This window comes from Paenibacillus sp. FSL P2-0136, assembly GCF_037975325.1.
Lineage (GTDB): Bacteria > Bacillota > Bacilli > Paenibacillales > Paenibacillaceae > Paenibacillus_AQ > Paenibacillus_AQ silagei.
On sequence record NZ_CP150244.1, the window covers coordinates 705,359 to 721,480 of the forward strand.

The window sequence follows — 16,122 nt, forward strand, 5'->3', positions numbered from 1 at the left end:
ACAGCTTTTTTTAAAACAGATTCTTAACGGGATTACCCTATTGAGTGAAGGAGCCGAAGTCCGTAATCTTCAAATCAACCGTGACATGAATAGGAGTCTGGCTGAACACCTCGTCCCAATGATCCTCCAGCTTCTTCCATAAGGCGGGTTCCTGGATGCTGAGTCTGGTGGAGAATCCGCCCACATCTGCTTTGTAATCCGACTGCAGCTTGTGAAGCATACTCTTCATCATCCCCTCCAGCCGCTCCTTGAACAGCTTCTCTGCTTTTTGGGGAAGATGGGTGGCCGCAGGGTATTCCTCTACGTTCCAGGTTTCGCTTAGCCTTCCTTCCGTTACAAGCTTGACGTCGAAGGACAGCTCGCCGCCGTCTGCTTTGGCAGTGATTTTACTCTTCATGGACTTGAGTTCATAGGTAATCGGCTCATTGCTCCAGTCGTAGGTCTTGATGACCCCGCTTTGCCCCCCGTTGGTCAGCCAGCTCAGACATTCGGTTTCCTCCTGATTCAGCGGGCCCACCCAGTGCCCGGTATCTCCCTTGATCACTCCGGCTCCCGAGAATTCTACCTCCCCATTCGCCGTTACCAGGTTCTGCAGTGCATAACTGCGTTTGGAGTGCATATTGGCATCCATTTTCGATAAAATAACAGGGTCCAGCACCTTGCTGGTTCTCTTCTGATTGCGCAGCATATCTCTGATGTGAAAGGCAGGAATTTCATTTTTTTGCTTCGCGACCATAGTGTCTGCTGCGCGGCCTTGGCTTATGAACACCATCGTGCTGGGACGGATATCATTATCCCGAAGGACGAAATCCATTAACTGGTTCATCCTCTGCTGCTTGAGCAGTTCACTGGAGATCACTATAACCTTGAGGTGGTGGCCGATGATCGGCCGTTCACGCAGAATCGAATATTGACGGAAGATCTCCAGCACAGAATCTCCGGTTCCGGTTACATTCATATAGGGTGGACTGCTGCCGCTGCTGCCGCCTTGTTTATCTGTCCCTCCCACGGAGTTAGCCGGAACCATCTGCACAGTGGCGGTGATTTTATTCTTTTTATAATAAGTAGCGCCCTTGTCCTCCAGCTCCTGTTCTGTGGGCGAGAACTCTCCGACATCCAGAGCCAGCCCTGCGTATAGGGCCAGATCCTCAATCTCTTTACTGCTCCAGCAGGAGGTCAGTGTGGCAAGGATTAGCAGACTGCACAGCACCACCAGGATTCGTCTACACATGCTGCTTCAGCCCCTTCACCCGGATGAGCCAGACGACAGAGAGCAGGACAGGCACCAGCAGGAACAGCACCAACCCCATCTTGCCTATGGTATCTCCGAGTGCGAACAGATCGCCTAAGGATTTGGGCAGCATCGCCGAGATGAACAGCAGCGGAACCAACGCATAAATAATCGGGTGCACCTTAAGCTTGAAGATCTGTGAGAGACCCAGCGTGGACTGGAAAAAGAAGCTGCTGAAGTTGCAGAACATCTGCATCAGCCAGATGACCATGAACGGGAATTCCAGACGCTCGAAGAAAAATCCCGGCACCTCGAAGCTGCGCAATAGATCAATAGTGGGCCAGGTGCTGGTGATGGCGGAATCAATAGAGATGCCTCCGATCACTATAATGATGGTCAGGAAATAGATGGACAGCAGGATGGCCACGCCGCCAAGCATAGCTTTGACAGCCTTTTTGGGGTCCTCCATGAATGCCACAAGCGTCATAGTGACTTCACAGCCGGTGAATACAAGCACGGTGGATTTGAGCCCGGCGAATACGGGGGACCATCCCTTGCCGAGTACAGGACGCAGATTATCGATATCGAACATCCGCAGGCTGAGCACGAAGGAGATGAGCAGAATCATAATGCTGATCGGAAAAACAATGGTGTAGACACGGGCAATAGAGTTGATGCCTCCGTATACGAGGTAGGTGCTCAGCCAGAGAAAAGGAAGGATTACTGCCCAGATCGGAGTCCCCTCCAGCAGGAAAAACAGGGTAACCTCAGCCAGTGTACGGATCTCAAAGCCGGCGATAGTGATGAAATACAGGATTAACAGCATGGACAGAATGCCGCCGATGAACCGGCCGGTCAGCAGCCTTGAGTACTGAAAGACGGTTTTTCCCGGAAATTGCTGGCTGATCTTCACCATAAGGAGGACAACCAGCATCACAATGGCCCCGCCGAGCAGGGTGGAGATCCAGCCATCCGGAGTTCCGACACTCTTGCTTACGCTGCGCGGCAGTGTGAGCACACCCGCGCCCAGCAAGGTATTGTTCAGGAAAATGGCCGTTTGTGTAGCCGTGATTTTATCATCCGTGCGTATGAACATACTGCATTCCTCCTTATACCAGGCGCGGTCATGATCTTCGTTTACTCTGCTTAGTCTTCATCATTTTTGGTCTGCGCTTCATCAGTGCCATCGGAGCGCGCAGGAACAGATCCTTCCAGTCACTGAGCCGGAAAGGGGAGAGCGGGGTCAGATAAGGCACTCCGAAGCTCTTGAGCTTGGTCAGGTGGCAGCAGATCAGCAGGAAGAACAGAATGGTCCCGTACATTCCCAGCACCGAGGCGAACAGCATACCGGCGAAGCGCAGCATCCGCAGGGTGATCCCGGCGCTGTACATCGGAATGGAGAAGGAGGAGATGGCAGTTACGGCCACCGTAATGACCAGGAACGGGCTGACGATCCCCGCTTGAACCGCTGCATCGCCGATGATCAGACCGCCGACGATGCCCATCGCCGGACCGATCGGCTTCGGCAGCCGGATGCCCGCTTCCCTAAGAATCTCGATGGCGACCTCCAGAATCAGCACCTCTATTAGAGAGGGAAAGGGCACACCCTGCCGGGTCTTAATGATCGTGATCGCCAGCTCTGTAGGAATCAGCCCCGGATGAAAGGAGATGAAAGAGATGTACAGGGCTGGAGCCATCAGGGCAAAGAAGGATGCTCCAAAACGCAGCAGCCGCAGAAGTGTTCCCGGCAGCCAGCGCTCATAATAGTCTTCCGGCGACTGCAGCAGCATGCTGAAGGTTACCGGTGCGATTAGTACAAAGGGTGTGCCGTCCAGCAGGATGGCAACCCGTCCTTCCAGCAGGGCACTGATCACTCTGTCCGGCCGTTCTGTATTCTGTAGCTGCTGGAACGGACTGAGATAATTATCCTCAATCAGCTGCTCGATGTAGCCGGATTCGGCCAGGAAATCCATATCGATTTTGCAGATGCGGTTCTTAATCTCCTCCAGCAGGTCGGGATTGACGATATCCTTCATGTAGGCCACAACGATCTCCCTTTCAATAGCGGTCCCTGCCCGGAAGGATACCATCTCAAGCTGATCGTTAAGGCCCTGGCGGCGCAAAATAGAGGTGTTCTCGCTGAGCACCTCCGTGAAGCCTAGTCTAGGGCCGCGGAGCAGCGCTTCGGAGACCGGCTCGTCCGCCTGGCGGCTGGGAGCACCTGGCATCTCGAGCAGGAGCCCGCAGCGCAGCCCATCGATCAGCAGGGCTGCATGGCCGAAGAGGACAGACTTATTGAAGTCCCTGATATGCTCTTCCTCTCTAAGCTCGCTGAAGGGAAGACGATGCCCGGCCATTTCAACAGAAGACTGTGGCCCGGCAGGCATCTCATACATCAGGTATTGCATGACTTCCATACTGAGCAGCCGGTCACTCTGCATCCCGTCGACATGGATGACGACTCCTTGTGCACCTGTTTTCGCATTTGTGAATGCTCTGAAATGGACATCGCTGTTGTTGCCGATGCCGGATTTAACCGCCTGCAGGTCATCCTTAAGATCACCGGTAAACCGGGCGGAGGATTCCTCTGGAGCCAGCGGCGGCGGCCCCTGCGCAGGAACGGTTCTTGCGCCGTACCCGATCTGGCCGCGTCCGCTGCCTACCAGCTTGTAGAGCGATTTATAGAGATAGGCCAGGAGCAGCGGAACAAGCATAGCCACACCCGCTTGGGCGAAGATTGCCCAGCCGGGTATATAGGAAAGAATCATACCGAACAGTGTAATCATCCCCAGCTTTTGAATTTGGGTATAACGGAGTACGAGTTTTCATCTTCATGCAGTTTTCCAAACTTTATCTAAATTTACTCGTAATTACCGAAAATAATTTGGTACGGTGGGTCCGGCTTATATGCTCCCCGGGTCCGGCAGCCCTGCCACGCGAAATAAGATATAATGCATAAAGTACAGGTTGTCCCATACATTTCGGAATGAAGCAGTCAGGAGAGAGGCGCAGCACATGAAGACTTTACTGGTCACAGGCTACCGGGCCCATGAGCTCGGCATTTATGACAGCAAGCATCAGGGCATTCCCTATATCAAAAAAGCACTCGCCAACCGGATCATTCCGCTGGTGGAGGAGGGACTGGAATGGGTCATTACTCCCGGGCAATATGGTGTTGATCTGTGGGCCTGCGAGGTGGTGCTGGAGCTGAAGCAGCAATACCCCGCGCTGAAGCTGGGCATTATTACAGCCCATGCCTCACCGGAGGAGAAGTGGAAGGAAGAGAAGCAGAATGAATACCGCCGCATTGTAGCCGGTGCTGACTACTACGGAGCCGTTAGCAATGCTCCCTATGACGGGAGCTGGCAGTTCAAGGCCAGAGATGATCTGCTGCTGCGTAAAAGTGACGGGATTCTGTTGTTCTACGACGAGGATGCGGCGGAGAGCAGTGCGAAGTTCACCAAAGAGCGGGTCGTGAAGCTGCATGCCGAAGGCGATTATGAGCTGCATCTGATGCATGCAGAGGAGATTCAGAGCATTGCCGATGAAGAGAACCGGCATGACTATGATTGAGAAGGGGGTGCGCAGCTGCGGGCTGCGCACCTGGAGCCTGTCCCATGTTGGCATGAAGCGGGATCAGATGAAGCTGCGGAGTGAAGGCGGCTTGCGTACCTTATAGTTCTGCTCATAAGCATAGGCCAGTCTGATAAGCACCGGTTCTTCATAGGCCCGGGCGGAGAAGGTTACGCCGAAGGGCGCACCGGCTGAGGTATAGCCTGACGGCACCACGATCGACGGATATCCGGCTCTTGAGGTAATCCGTGCGCCGAAGTCGGCCGGGAACAGCAGGGCATCAAGCTGATGTTCGCGCATGGTGGCGTCGATCCCCTGCTCCTTGCAGAGTCTGAGATCCGTCATGCGGTCACGCAGATATTGCGGCTCAGTGAAGGTGCCGGAGGTTGTTAATTCGGCATCGAGCAGGGTCGCTTGCCCGAACTTCAGCGTCTGGACCGGATGGGCATGATTGAAATCAATAATATCCTTCAGGGTGCGCATCGGTGCACCCGGACCCAGGCGGGCCAGATAGGCGTTCAGCGAGGTTTTGAATTCATTCAGCACCACAGATGAATAGCTGATCTCCCGCGCCGTTGTAATCTCGGCCGGATCGATAATGGTCGCCCCGAGCTCCCGCATTCTCTCCACAGAGGCATTGAACAGCGCAAGCTGCTCCTCCGTCAGCTCCTCGAAGTAATAATCGCGCGGAATTCCGATTCTTGCTCCCCGCAGACCGTCTGCATCCAGGAAAACCGTATAATCCTCATGAACCTTACCTCTGTTCGTACCCATAGCCGCATCTCCGGCATCCTGACCGAGCAGAGCGTTCAGGAGAAGGACGGCATCCCGGACCGTTCGTGCCATAGGCCCGGCGGTATCCTGCGTGCTGGAGAGCGGCAGAATACCGGAGCGGCTGATCAGCCCCACCGTGGGCTTAATACCGATAATAGAGCCAAGATTGCCGGGATTGAGGATGGAGCCGGAGGTCTCTGTTCCAACGGAGACGGTGCAGAAATTACAGGCCACCGCTACTGCAGACCCGGCGCTGGAGCCGCCTGTCGGCGTGGAGATGTTATAGGGGTTAAGCACCTGCCCGCCCCGGGAGCTGTAGCCGGAGGGCATGCCATTCGTCATGAAGTTGGCGAATTCCGTCATATTAGCCTTGCCCATAATGATAGCTCCCGCCTCGCGCAGCCTCCTGACGATGAAGGCATCCTCTCCGGCAAAAGAGTCCGCCAACGCGAGCGAGCCCGCGCTGGTATGCATGTTATCCCCGGTATTAATGTTATCCTTCAATAGCACCGGTATGCCGTGCAGCGGTCCGCGCGGACCCTGAAGCTGGCGCTCTACGTCCAGGGATTCAGCGATGAACAGCGCATCCGGGTTAATCTCCAGTACAGAATTCACCGTCAGACCGTTTTTGTCATGATCCGCTATGCGCTCAAGGTACATCAGGACTAATTGTCTGGAAGTGATCTCCCCGGAATCCAGAGCGGCTTGAATGTCAGACAGGGTAGCCTCTACGATTTCAAAACTCATGCGGGTCCACGCTTCTTTCCCTTTGGATTATAGTAGTATTCTCCATATATAAGCACAGTTTTGCCTGTCTTCATAGCATTCTTTTAACACCCGGACGACCATGACTTTGGATGTAACTTTTAAACGGCTGATTAAAAGGGGTGCTCCTGTGGTTAAATACATCACAAGATTTAACAATACTACTTGCTAACATCACTAGGAGGAATCGAACTTGAAGAAATGGACTACGATATTTATGGGTGTTATGCTGACTGTTGCCTTGGCTGGCTGCGGCAATAATGAGGAGCTCAAACCATCGGAGGGCGCTGCAACAGCTGCACCTGCAGGAAGCGCGGCTCCGGAAGCCTCCGCATCGGCAGCGCCTGCTGAACAGACATCAGACGGCGTTCCAACGGTGGATGAATTGATTCAGAAGTCGGTTGCCGCATCGGGTGATCTGAAGAGCTTCGCGATGGAATCGCAGGTGAAGCAGAAGATCAATGTGAAGACGGCACAAGGGGACAATGCGCAAGATACCGATATGACCACGAAATCCAAGTTCATTAAGGAGCCGCTGATGATGCATCAGGAGGTGCAGATGAAGACGGCCCAGGGCGACCAGAAGATTGAGCAGTATGTGACTAAGGACGGCTTCTATTCCCAGGTGAACGGGCAATGGATGAAGATGCCTGCTACGATGGGTGAACAGGTCCTAGCTGCTATGCAGCAGTCCGCGAACCCTGAGAAGCAATTGGAGCAATTCAAGGCGCTTACCGAGAAGACCAAAATCACCGAGGAAGGCGATAGTTATCTGTTGTCTGCCGAGGTATCCGGCGATGACGTCAAGGAGCTGGCGAAGTCTTATATGAACCAGGGCGGCAGTGCCGATCCTCAGATGGCTGCCATGATGGAGCAGATGAATATCAAGAGCATGAATATCGCCTATGCGGTGGATAAGAAGACCTATTTCCCAACCCGTACAGATGTAACCATGGTCATGGATATGACCAGCAATGACCAGACGATATCGATTGATATGGATATGAAGGCGACTATCAGCGATCACAACAAGGTCGACGAGATCAAGGTTCCGCAGGAAGCACTGGACGCGAAGGAAGTTGAAATGCCAACAACCCCGGCAGCTCCTACAACTCCGTAACAGGCTTACCGGGCTGAATAGAAGTGCAACACATGGAAACGGCGCTGCTGTCCTGATTAGGACGGCAGCGCCGTTTTTGGCGTGAATTGTTTTGCGGGGTGATTTTATAAATTAAACGAGTTGCTCAGCATACCAAAGGCTGCACCGGCAATGACGGAGGTGATCAGCTTGTAGAAAATATATCCGGTCACAATGTTGGCGATGGCAATCGGGTATAAGGTGTCAATGCCCCGGCTGCCGCCGGTGTTCAGCGGATATTGGAACAAAGCCGTATTCATGCTGATGAAGACGAACAGGAAGGACAACGCCACCAGTGTGGTCGAGAAGGAGTACAGGCTGACAAGTAGTGTGAGAATCGCCAGCACCAGCAGCGCCACGGCCGGAACGAGCAGCGTTCCCATCCGGGTAATCAGCAATTTAAAATCGAAGCTGACCTTCTCCAGCCGGAGAACTGCATAAGTGGCTCCGCAAGCAACGGCAAGGCCTACCGCCGTCAATAACAGCGGCTTCAGGAAGCCGGGGCCGAAGATGGCCGAGACATCCCATTTGATGAACAGGGTGAGGAAATATAAGGCCGTTAACAACGCCGTAAGGCCCATGGTGATCAGGCTGTTCATGAAATGGGCCACAGGAATTTCCCTCATTGTACTGTACGGGCGGGTAAGGGCTCTCAGGTAAAAGCTCCAATACTGCTTGCCTACTGCCTGTGCCTGCTGTACACGTTCATCCTTGAGCAGATTATTGAACTGCTCGGATACCTTACGCTGGGGCTGCGGTTGCCCAGGTTGGTTGTTGGGTCCCTCAGGATTCGTGAAGGGTGTTCCGCCTTCCGGGTTGTTCATTGTGATTCCTCCTTGTGAAATATATGGAAAATGCCACTGGCTTTAGTATAAGGGGACTCAACGGGAAATTCTATAAATTTGCCGGAATATGCAGAAATTCATGCGAAAAAGCCCGTAAATCGTCGATAAACGTCGATTTACGGGCCGGGACCCATTCTATTCCTGTAATTCGTCTGCCACCCGGGCAAACCCCTCTTCAGCGAGATATTCCTCCGCTTCAGCGACCGTCTCGAAGGCCATCTCAAGCTGTAGTCCGGCATAGAGATACCACAGATCCTCCTCAAATCTCAGGCTCAGCGTATGCCCGTCCTCATTCTTCCACAGCGACTGCGCTTCAGCTCCGCCCGTCTGCGCTTTTTTCTTTTTTTTGGAAGGGGCCGGGGCCTCGGGAATGTACATCAAGAGAGAAGTGATAGACGCATCCAGCAGCTCGCGCAGTGCAGCCTCCGAATAATCGCGGATATTGACCAGTCCCTTATCATCCGTCTCATAGCCCCGCAGCAGCCCGGCATAGACGAAGCCGTTCCCGTTCGGGTGAATATGCGAAGCCACGGTCTTCTTGTCGTGACGGCTCTGCTCCAGGTGATAATTCACCCGTCCCAGTGAGACCTTCCGCGCCTCCAGCTGGGGATAGGAATCAAGAATAGCTATTTTCTGTTCAAAAGTAAGCATATACAGCCTCCGGTTCACTTGAAATATAAAAATGTATAGGTTTCACGCTATACATTATCTTTCTATTTCTCGCTGAAACGGTACCGTCCTTTAAAAGGACGGCAATACCGTTTCCGCTTGTAGTCAGTTGATTATACCACGCAGCGGGGTGCTGGACTATAACGCGCTTCCCCGGTTCATTACTCTGCCAGCGGGAGCCGCAGCACGAAGGTGCAGCCCTGCGGCGGATGGCTGCCCAGCTCCAGGCTGCCGCCCATCGCCTCGGCCAGCAGTCTGCTGAAGGTCAGGCCCAGCCCGAGTCCGCGAAGCAGGCTCTGCTTGCCCGAGCTGCGGTAGAAGGCTTCGAAGATCCGTTCCCGGCTGTCCGGGTGGATGCCCGGCCCGTTATCTGTAACGGAGATTTCGGCCTGCCCCTGCGGCGTAGCCGTAAGTTCAAGCTTCAATTGGAGATTGCAGTCCGGCGTCTTCGCCTGCAGACTGTTGCCCAGCAGATTCACAATAATCTGCTGGATGCGCAGCGGGTCTCCCCGCAGCACAAGCGGGTTCTCCGGCAGCAGCAGGATGGGCTTATTAACCTCCCCGTTCTGGGTCAGCATCCATTGATAGAGGATTTCCTCCAGCAGCGGGGCCGCTTCGAGCTTATCATGACGGACGGCAACCATGCCCGCTGTCAGCGCATTGTAGTCCAGCAGATCGGCGACCATATGCTGCAGCCGCCCGGTCTCAAGCAGAGCGATATCGAGGAATTCATTGGCCTCCTCGCCTTCGACAACGCCCTCGCGGACCGCATGGAGCAGTCCTTTGATTGAGGTGACCGGTGTCTTGAGCTCATGGGACACGCCGGCCAGCATGATGGCCCGCGACTGCTCGAACTGCTGCAGCTTGCCCGCCATCTCCTGGAAGGAGACGAGCAGCTCGTGAATCTCACGTTCTTTGGCCCCGGTCTCAAGCGCGATATTATATTGGCCGCTGCTGATCTGCGCGGCGGCGGCGGCCACCCGCTGAACTGGCTTGGCCAGCTTGATCGACAAGAGATAGATCGTCAGCCAGCTTAGGATAATCAGGAAGACGATGATAATGGAGAAGAAGGTGATCTCCTCTGTCGGAATATGACGCAGGGAGCGCTTGGACTGCATAACCAGCACCTGCCCCAGCGTGCCCTGGTCCCCCTGGATCTGTGCGGCGGCGGCCTTGTATTCAGAGGTTCGCGAATCGGTCAGGCTATCATTGAGCTTGTGTCGCATTTCCTCGTCTGTCATCGGGGGCTGGGAGTATAACAATTCGCCTTCAGGTCCGGTGATGATTACGCACATCTCCTCAGTGACCTTGAAGAAGCGTTTGCGGTCCTCTACCAGCCTATTCAGGCCCCCGGTAATCGCTAATTGACCGTCTGTATCCACGCTCCGGTCAGCGATCTCCTGCGCCAGCAGGCCAGTCGTCTGCATCCGGTTGCTCATCGCCTCCTGCTGCATCCACCAGAGGGTGAACAGCGCCGTCACCAGCAGCCCGATGCTGATGATCAGCAGATACCGCAGCGTCCAGTAAGTGAGAATGGAGGTAGTCTTCTTTTTCCTGCTGCTGTTCTTCTTACTCTTATTTATGTTGTCCATAATTGATAACCTGTTCCTCTCAGTGTGCGGATCTCGCCCTCGTCCTCCGGCCAGTGCGAGAGCGCCTGGCGCAGTCTTTTGATGGAGAGATCAACGGCACGGTCGCTTCCGTCATAATCCATCTCCCACACATGCTCCAGGAGCTGGTCGCGGGTGCAAATCTGGTTCGGCCGCTCGGCCAGGAACAACAGCACCGACATGTCGCGGGGGCTGAGGCTGACCTCCGCCCCGTTCAGAAAGATGCTGCGCGCCGAGAAATCGATGAACAGACTGCCGTAATGGCGCTTGCGGCTGCCGTCCGACCACTGCGAGGGGCGGCGCAGCACCGCCTTCACCCTTGCAACCACTTCCTCGGGGATGAAGGGCTTCGACATATAGTCATCCGCCCCTCCGTCCAGACCCGCCAGCCGGTCCTTGATCCCATCGCGGGCGGTGAGCATGATGACCGGGCAGCTGCTCCGCTCACGGATGAGCTGCAGCAGCTCGAAGCCGTCCATCGCCGGCAGCATGATATCGAGCAGGACCAGCGAGGGAGGCGCCTCCTCGAAGGCGTCCAGAGCACTCCGGCCGTCTGCGGCCCGGGTGACGTGAAAGCCTGCTTTTCGCAGATAGGCACTAAGCACCCGGGCGATGGCTTCTTCATCCTCTACGATTAGTATCGATTGCATGAGCTTCAGTCCCTTAACTAAAATTACGACAATTCTAACACATTTGCAGGCTAGTATGCTTTGACTTATTCCCGACATATTGCTCTGGTAGAATGAGATTCAGCTGGAACGAGCAGAGACAGAAAATGGAATGGAGGAGATCGTATGAAGAAGAGAACAGTCGCTATAACCGCAGCCATTGTAATTATTGCAGGAGCCATCACTGCCTTCATCTTAGTGAATAACAGCCTTGGCAATAAGGTGGAGATTGAATCGGTGATTCCTGAGCAGGCGCAGAACAGCGGAGCGCAGAAGGAAGGAACTGCCGATGCGGCGGCGGCCGCTGCTGCTGTAACGCCGGAGCAGTTGAACGGAACCTGGAACATTGCAGAGCCGTCCAAGGTCTACTGGTCCGTGACCACATCCAAAGAAACGGTTAACTTCGTAGATCCTTCCGTGAAGGGTACCTGGAAGGTGAATCTGGAGGATGCCTCCGCGATGACCGGCGAAGGGTCGGTCGACATGAGCGCGCTTGATTCGGGAACCGCCCAGCGGGACGAGCATGTCAAGGGAGCGGACTTCTTGTCCGTAGCGGAGTTCCCGGAGGCCACCTTCACGGTGAAGTCCTTCTCGGAGATGCCAAAGGAATGGACAGAGGGGACGGCGGTGCCGGTACAACTGCAGGGGACGCTGACCGTGAAAGGCATCGAGAAGGAAGTGACGTTCGACTCGCAGGCCGCATATAGCGGCGGAGAGCTTAAGCTGTCGGGTACGACTACCGTAACCTTCGAGGATTTTGGCCTCAGCAATCCGCATTCCATCGTGCTCAGTACCGAGAACAATCTTGAGGTGCGCCTGGAGCTAGTGCTTAAGAAATAATATAGGGTTGGGGATGACCCTCCCCGTCTGCTGCGGATTCGCGGCTGGCGGGGAGGGTTTTTGCTGTGACTGGGGCTGGGGCCAAGGCGGTGGGCCAGATGCGGATGTATGCGAAAAAGCGAACACATTGGGCTGGCGCGGGGTGTACGGCCGGAATGTAATCGAAAAACCGATTACATTGGGCTGGCGCGGGGCCTATGGCCGAAATGTAATCGAAAAACCGATTACATTGGGCCGGCGCAGGGCGTATGGCTGGAATGTAATCAAAAAACCGATTACATTGGGCCGGCGCAGGGCGAATGGCTGGAATGTAATCGAAAAACCGATTACATTGGGCTGGCGCAGGGCGTATGGCTGGAATGTAATCGAAAAACCGATTACATTGGGCTGGAGCGGGGTGTATGGCCGAAATGTAATCGAAAAACCGATTACATTGGGCTGTCGCAGGGCGTATGGCTGGAATATAATCGAAAAACCGATTACATTGTGCTGGCGCGTGGTGCGTGCTCCACAGCCCGTGACTTTTTAGAGAAATCCTGCAAGATGTGCAACAATCTATCCATGCAAGCGGTCGGTGAGAGAAGACTCTCAGAACTGGCGAGGGGGAGGCTGAGCATCGCCATGAAAGCATCTTTCACCCGGTAGGGTGTTTTTTTGTGACGGTACAAATCCCCGCCTTCAGGTTAAGTATAAGAGATACATAATTATTCAATAGGACCATCAGGTAAGGAAGGGAGCTAAGATACATGGATCGTAAGGCCAAAACTATACTGCAAAAATCGTTCTGGAGCGCCAGCGGCTGGAAGGGGACATACGGGCCTTTTTCCGGTGAAGAGTTCGACTATGCGAAGAGCAAGGGGGTCATGTTCGATCCCCTCACGATCACCCATGATGAGCTGGTGGAGAAGCTGCGGGTGCTGCACAGCGGGAGTGTGACCCGGGAGAAGGTGGCGGCGGCTTTTCTGCATAGCCTATCTACCCGGAAGGTTCATCTGCGGAGCGCCTTGTCCAGTTGGGCTTTGACTTCGGAGCTGGCTGCACATGCCTACGCCCAGCCCCCCGCCGAGCAGCCAAGGTATAGCAGTTGTGCTGCTTGTGATGCCAGGCACCTGATGTCTGATCAGCAGTACAACGCTGTGGATCTGAATGTGCTCAATTTCGAGCGGGTCAAATGGGGCGGCATCCGCCTTAATAAGCTGCTGTATTGCTGGCTCGATCTGGAGCTGTTCAGCCGGGAAGAGGAGATGGAGGCTGCTCCGCAGGATCTTCGTATTTTGCAGGATATGGCCGAAGCCGTGAAGCTATGCGGCAGCAAGGATGGTGCACGGAAGCTGGAGAAGCATTGGAAGGATATATTCCCCTCGAACCGGCATGAACGGGATGTGGTGATGGAGATCTGGGGATATGCTGGAATTCTGGTTCCGCAGGAGGAGCCGCGCCAGGGGCGGGGCGGAGACAATGATTTCAACGCTGTAGCCAACTGGCGCGGGGAGGACGGTTATTCGAAGGAACGCCTGAATGTGTTGTTCGGGCTGTAATACACACTTGTCTGGAGCTGGAGGGTCCTGCCGGTCGGCGGACATATACACACCAGGGAGATTTTGATAGAATCAGAGGGACCTGAGCTTCATTACGAGGAGGATATTACTATGGCAGAAGATAACGCTTACACGATAAAATGGGGCATTCTCAGCACAGGCTGGATCGCCCATCAGTTCGCCACGGATCTGGCCCACGCCAGCAATGGGGTGGCCTATGCAGTCGGCTCGCGCTCGCAGGAGAGCGCGGATAAATTCGCAGCCGATCACGACATTCCTGTCGCATACGCCACCTACGAAGAGCTGGTGAACGATCCTGATGTGGATGCCATCTATATTGGCACACCGCATCCGTTCCACCGGGAGAATGCGCTGCTGGCTTTGCGGGCGGGCAAGGCTGTGCTGTGCGAGAAGCCTTTTACCGTGAATAGTGCTGAACTGGAGGAAGTCGTGGCTTATGCCCAGGAGCATAAGCTGTTCCTCATGGAAGCGATGTGGAGCCGGTATATCCCGGCACATGTGAAGGTGAGGGAATGGCTGGCCGCCGGGCGCATCGGCGAGGTGAAGCTAGTGAAGGCGGACCTTGGGTTCCGTTCTGACTGGAAGCCGGAAGGGCGTCTTCTGAATCCGGCCCTTGGCGGCGGTGCGCTGCTGGACGTCGGCATCTATCCGGTCTCCTTCACCTCAATGGTTCTCGGACCTCATCCAGAGTCGATCGCCAGCACCGTTCATATCGGGGAGACTGGCGTGGATGAGCACTTCTCGCTGCTGCTGTCCTACGGGAATGGCGTATCTGCTTCACTCCATGCCGGCATCCGCCTTAATCTGGACGATGAAGCCTATATCTATGGAACGGAAGGTCGTATCGTGGTCAATGGCACCCTGGTTAATCCGAAATCAGCCGAGCTCTACGTAAACGGCGAATTGGCGGAGAGGTTCGAAGATGATCGCGCTTCGGTCGGGTACTGCTTCGAGGCGGAAGAGGTAGGCCGTTGTCTTCAGGCCGGGCTTACCGAGAGCCCGGTGATGACGCTGGATGAATCCGTAGCCCTGATGAAGCTGCTGGATGAAGTCCGGGCGCAGTGGGGACTGAAGTATCCCGGCGAATAAGTGCGGGCAGGAAGCTTCCGGAAAGGGGGAGACCAAGTGACATTGACTGATGACCGTTATCAGGGCTGCCTGCAGGGGCTGGCCGCCGGGGATGCGCTGGGCACAACTGTAGAATTCCAGGCACCCGGAACCTTCAAGCCAATGACAGATATTGTCGGCGGCGGGGTATTCGCTCTGCAGCCGGGTCAGTGGACAGATGACACCTCGATGGCGCTCTGTCTTGCGGAGAGTCTGCTAACCGTTCAGGCCTTCGATCCGGCGGATCAGATGCAGCGTTATGTGAAGTGGTACCGGGAGGGAGCACTGAGCAGCACCGGCAGATGCTTCGACATCGGCAACGCAACGCGCGAAGCGCTGCACCTGTATGAAGCCAGCGGGGAGGCGTACAGCGGTTCAGAGGACCCGTTCTCTGCCGGGAACGGCTCCATTATGCGTCTGGCTCCGGTGGTGATGTACTACGCGGAGCAGCCCGCTGAGGCGATCCGCTATGCAGCAATGAGTTCAAGAACCACGCACGGGGCCGCCGAGTGTCTGGCTGCCTGCCGCCTGCTCGCGGCCTATATTCTCGCCGGGCTGCACGGCTGGAGCAAGCAGGAGATGCTGGCGCCGGATGCTTTCTGCGAATGGCTGGATGAGGATGTCCTTACGCCGCATATGCTGAACATCCGGCAAGGCTCCTATAAGCTGAAGGAGCCGCCGCAGATCCAAGGCTCGGGCTATGTCGTAGAGTCGCTGGAAGCAGCGTTATGGGCATTCCACAAGTCGGACAGCTTCGCAGAAGGCGCGCTGCTCGCCGTGAATCTCGGCAATGACGCTGACACCACCGGAGCTGTCTACGGCCAGATCGCCGGAGCTTACTACGGCCTCAGCGGCATCCCGCCCGATTGGAGCCGCAAGCTGGCGATGCGCGGGTTGATCAGCGACTACGCCGGGCGGCTGTTTACGGAGCGGGTGCAGTAAGCGGAGGTAGTTAAGCTGCATGTGGCAGGCGGGGCGCATGGGTCACAGGGCACCCCGCCTGTTTGTTGTGCAGGATGATGCGGAGTTTCGCGTGTGAACTCATGTGAACTATAGAAGTGGGTTATTGCATTAACGCGGTAATGTACGAGGCGACGTTTGAAAGACATTCTGAGATAAGTGTATTCTGCGTAATTAAAAACCGCAAAATGGCAAGCATTCCTCTCCTAACTGTAGTCTGTACAACTAAATTTGCCTGAATGGTTGAGAACTGGGGTATGGAGGTATTTTAGATGTACGAAATACAGCTAAACTGCGATTCGATGGTACATCAGACGTTTTAGTTGTACAGATTGTACTTAAGCTAATCGCTTGTACCTTAATGGAGGCATGAACGATGATAT

15 protein-coding genes are annotated in these 16,122 nt (G+C 55.0%); 7 read left to right on the plus strand and 8 right to left on the minus strand.

What is annotated here, in order from left to right:
* Positions 1–37: 37 nt before the first annotated feature.
* The 3 genes from NYE26_RS02945 to NYE26_RS02955 are packed head-to-tail and all read right to left on the minus strand — an operon-like array spanning position 38 to position 4,008.
* Positions 38–1,231: a Ger(x)C family spore germination protein gene (locus NYE26_RS02945; protein WP_339253767.1), complete on the minus strand. Its 1,194-nt coding sequence runs from the start codon at positions 1,229–1,231 to the stop codon at positions 38–40.
* Positions 1,224–2,327 (minus strand): GerAB/ArcD/ProY family transporter, encoded by a 1,104-nt coding sequence (locus tag NYE26_RS02950; RefSeq protein WP_339253769.1) that lies wholly within the window; start codon positions 2,325–2,327, stop codon positions 1,224–1,226. The genes NYE26_RS02945 and NYE26_RS02950 overlap by 8 nt, the downstream gene beginning before the upstream one ends.
* Positions 2,328–2,355: 28 nt before the next feature.
* On the minus strand, positions 2,356–4,008 hold the full coding sequence (locus tag NYE26_RS02955; RefSeq protein WP_339257300.1) for a spore germination protein: 1,653 nt from the start codon (positions 4,006–4,008) through the stop codon (positions 2,356–2,358).
* A gap of 238 nt (positions 4,009–4,246) precedes the next feature.
* Between NYE26_RS02955 and NYE26_RS02960 the strand changes: the two genes are divergently transcribed.
* Positions 4,247–4,804 carry a DUF1273 domain-containing protein gene (locus NYE26_RS02960; protein WP_339253770.1) on the plus strand — a complete coding sequence of 186 codons (558 nt, stop codon included), beginning with the start codon at positions 4,247–4,249 and terminating at the stop codon, positions 4,802–4,804.
* 63 nt (positions 4,805–4,867) lie between these two features.
* On the opposite strand, the gene NYE26_RS02965 is transcribed toward NYE26_RS02960, so the two are convergent.
* Positions 4,868–6,325: an amidase family protein gene (locus NYE26_RS02965; protein ID WP_339253772.1), complete on the minus strand. Its 1,458-nt coding sequence runs from the start codon at positions 6,323–6,325 to the stop codon at positions 4,868–4,870.
* A gap of 211 nt (positions 6,326–6,536) precedes the next feature.
* Between NYE26_RS02965 and NYE26_RS02970 the strand changes: the two genes are divergently transcribed.
* Positions 6,537–7,463, plus strand: a complete 927-nt coding sequence (locus tag NYE26_RS02970; RefSeq protein WP_339253774.1) for a DUF6612 family protein — start codon at positions 6,537–6,539, stop codon at positions 7,461–7,463.
* Between the two features lie 104 nt (positions 7,464–7,567).
* Here NYE26_RS02970 and NYE26_RS02975 read toward each other — a convergent pair whose 3' ends face one another.
* The 4 genes from NYE26_RS02975 to NYE26_RS02990 form a co-directional block, all read right to left on the minus strand.
* Positions 7,568–8,305, minus strand: coding sequence for a hypothetical protein (locus NYE26_RS02975; protein ID WP_339253776.1), 738 nt, complete (start codon positions 8,303–8,305; stop codon positions 7,568–7,570).
* A 156-nt stretch (positions 8,306–8,461) separates the two neighbouring features.
* Complete coding sequence (locus NYE26_RS02980) at positions 8,462–8,977, minus strand: hypothetical protein (protein WP_339253778.1); 516 nt, start codon at positions 8,975–8,977, stop codon at positions 8,462–8,464.
* 179 nt (positions 8,978–9,156) lie between these two features.
* Positions 9,157–10,587 (minus strand): HAMP domain-containing sensor histidine kinase, encoded by a 1,431-nt coding sequence (locus NYE26_RS02985; protein WP_339253779.1) that lies wholly within the window; start codon positions 10,585–10,587, stop codon positions 9,157–9,159.
* On the minus strand, positions 10,575–11,255 hold the full coding sequence (locus NYE26_RS02990; RefSeq protein ID WP_339253781.1) for a response regulator transcription factor: 681 nt from the start codon (positions 11,253–11,255) through the stop codon (positions 10,575–10,577). Before NYE26_RS02990 ends, NYE26_RS02985 begins: the two co-directional genes overlap by 13 nt.
* A 144-nt stretch (positions 11,256–11,399) precedes the next feature.
* Here NYE26_RS02990 and NYE26_RS02995 point away from each other — a divergent pair, with 144 nt between their 5' ends.
* From NYE26_RS02995 to NYE26_RS03015, 5 genes are all read left to right on the plus strand, one after another.
* Entirely contained in the window at positions 11,400–12,113 is a 714-nt protein-coding gene (locus tag NYE26_RS02995) for a YceI family protein (RefSeq protein WP_339253783.1), read from the plus strand.
* A gap of 7 nt (positions 12,114–12,120) precedes the next feature.
* On the plus strand, positions 12,121–12,642 hold the full coding sequence (locus NYE26_RS03000; protein ID WP_339253785.1) for a hypothetical protein: 522 nt from the start codon (positions 12,121–12,123) through the stop codon (positions 12,640–12,642).
* A gap of 217 nt (positions 12,643–12,859) precedes the next feature.
* Entirely contained in the window at positions 12,860–13,651 is a 792-nt protein-coding gene (locus NYE26_RS03005; RefSeq protein WP_339253787.1) for a hypothetical protein, read from the plus strand.
* 111 nt (positions 13,652–13,762) lie between these two features.
* A complete protein-coding gene (locus NYE26_RS03010; RefSeq protein WP_339253789.1) occupies positions 13,763–14,761 on the plus strand; it encodes a Gfo/Idh/MocA family oxidoreductase in 999 nt (332 codons plus the stop codon).
* 36 nt (positions 14,762–14,797) lie between these two features.
* A complete protein-coding gene (locus tag NYE26_RS03015) occupies positions 14,798–15,721 on the plus strand; it encodes an ADP-ribosylglycohydrolase family protein (protein WP_339253791.1) in 924 nt (307 codons plus the stop codon).
* The last annotated feature ends 401 nt before the right edge of the window (positions 15,722–16,122 follow it).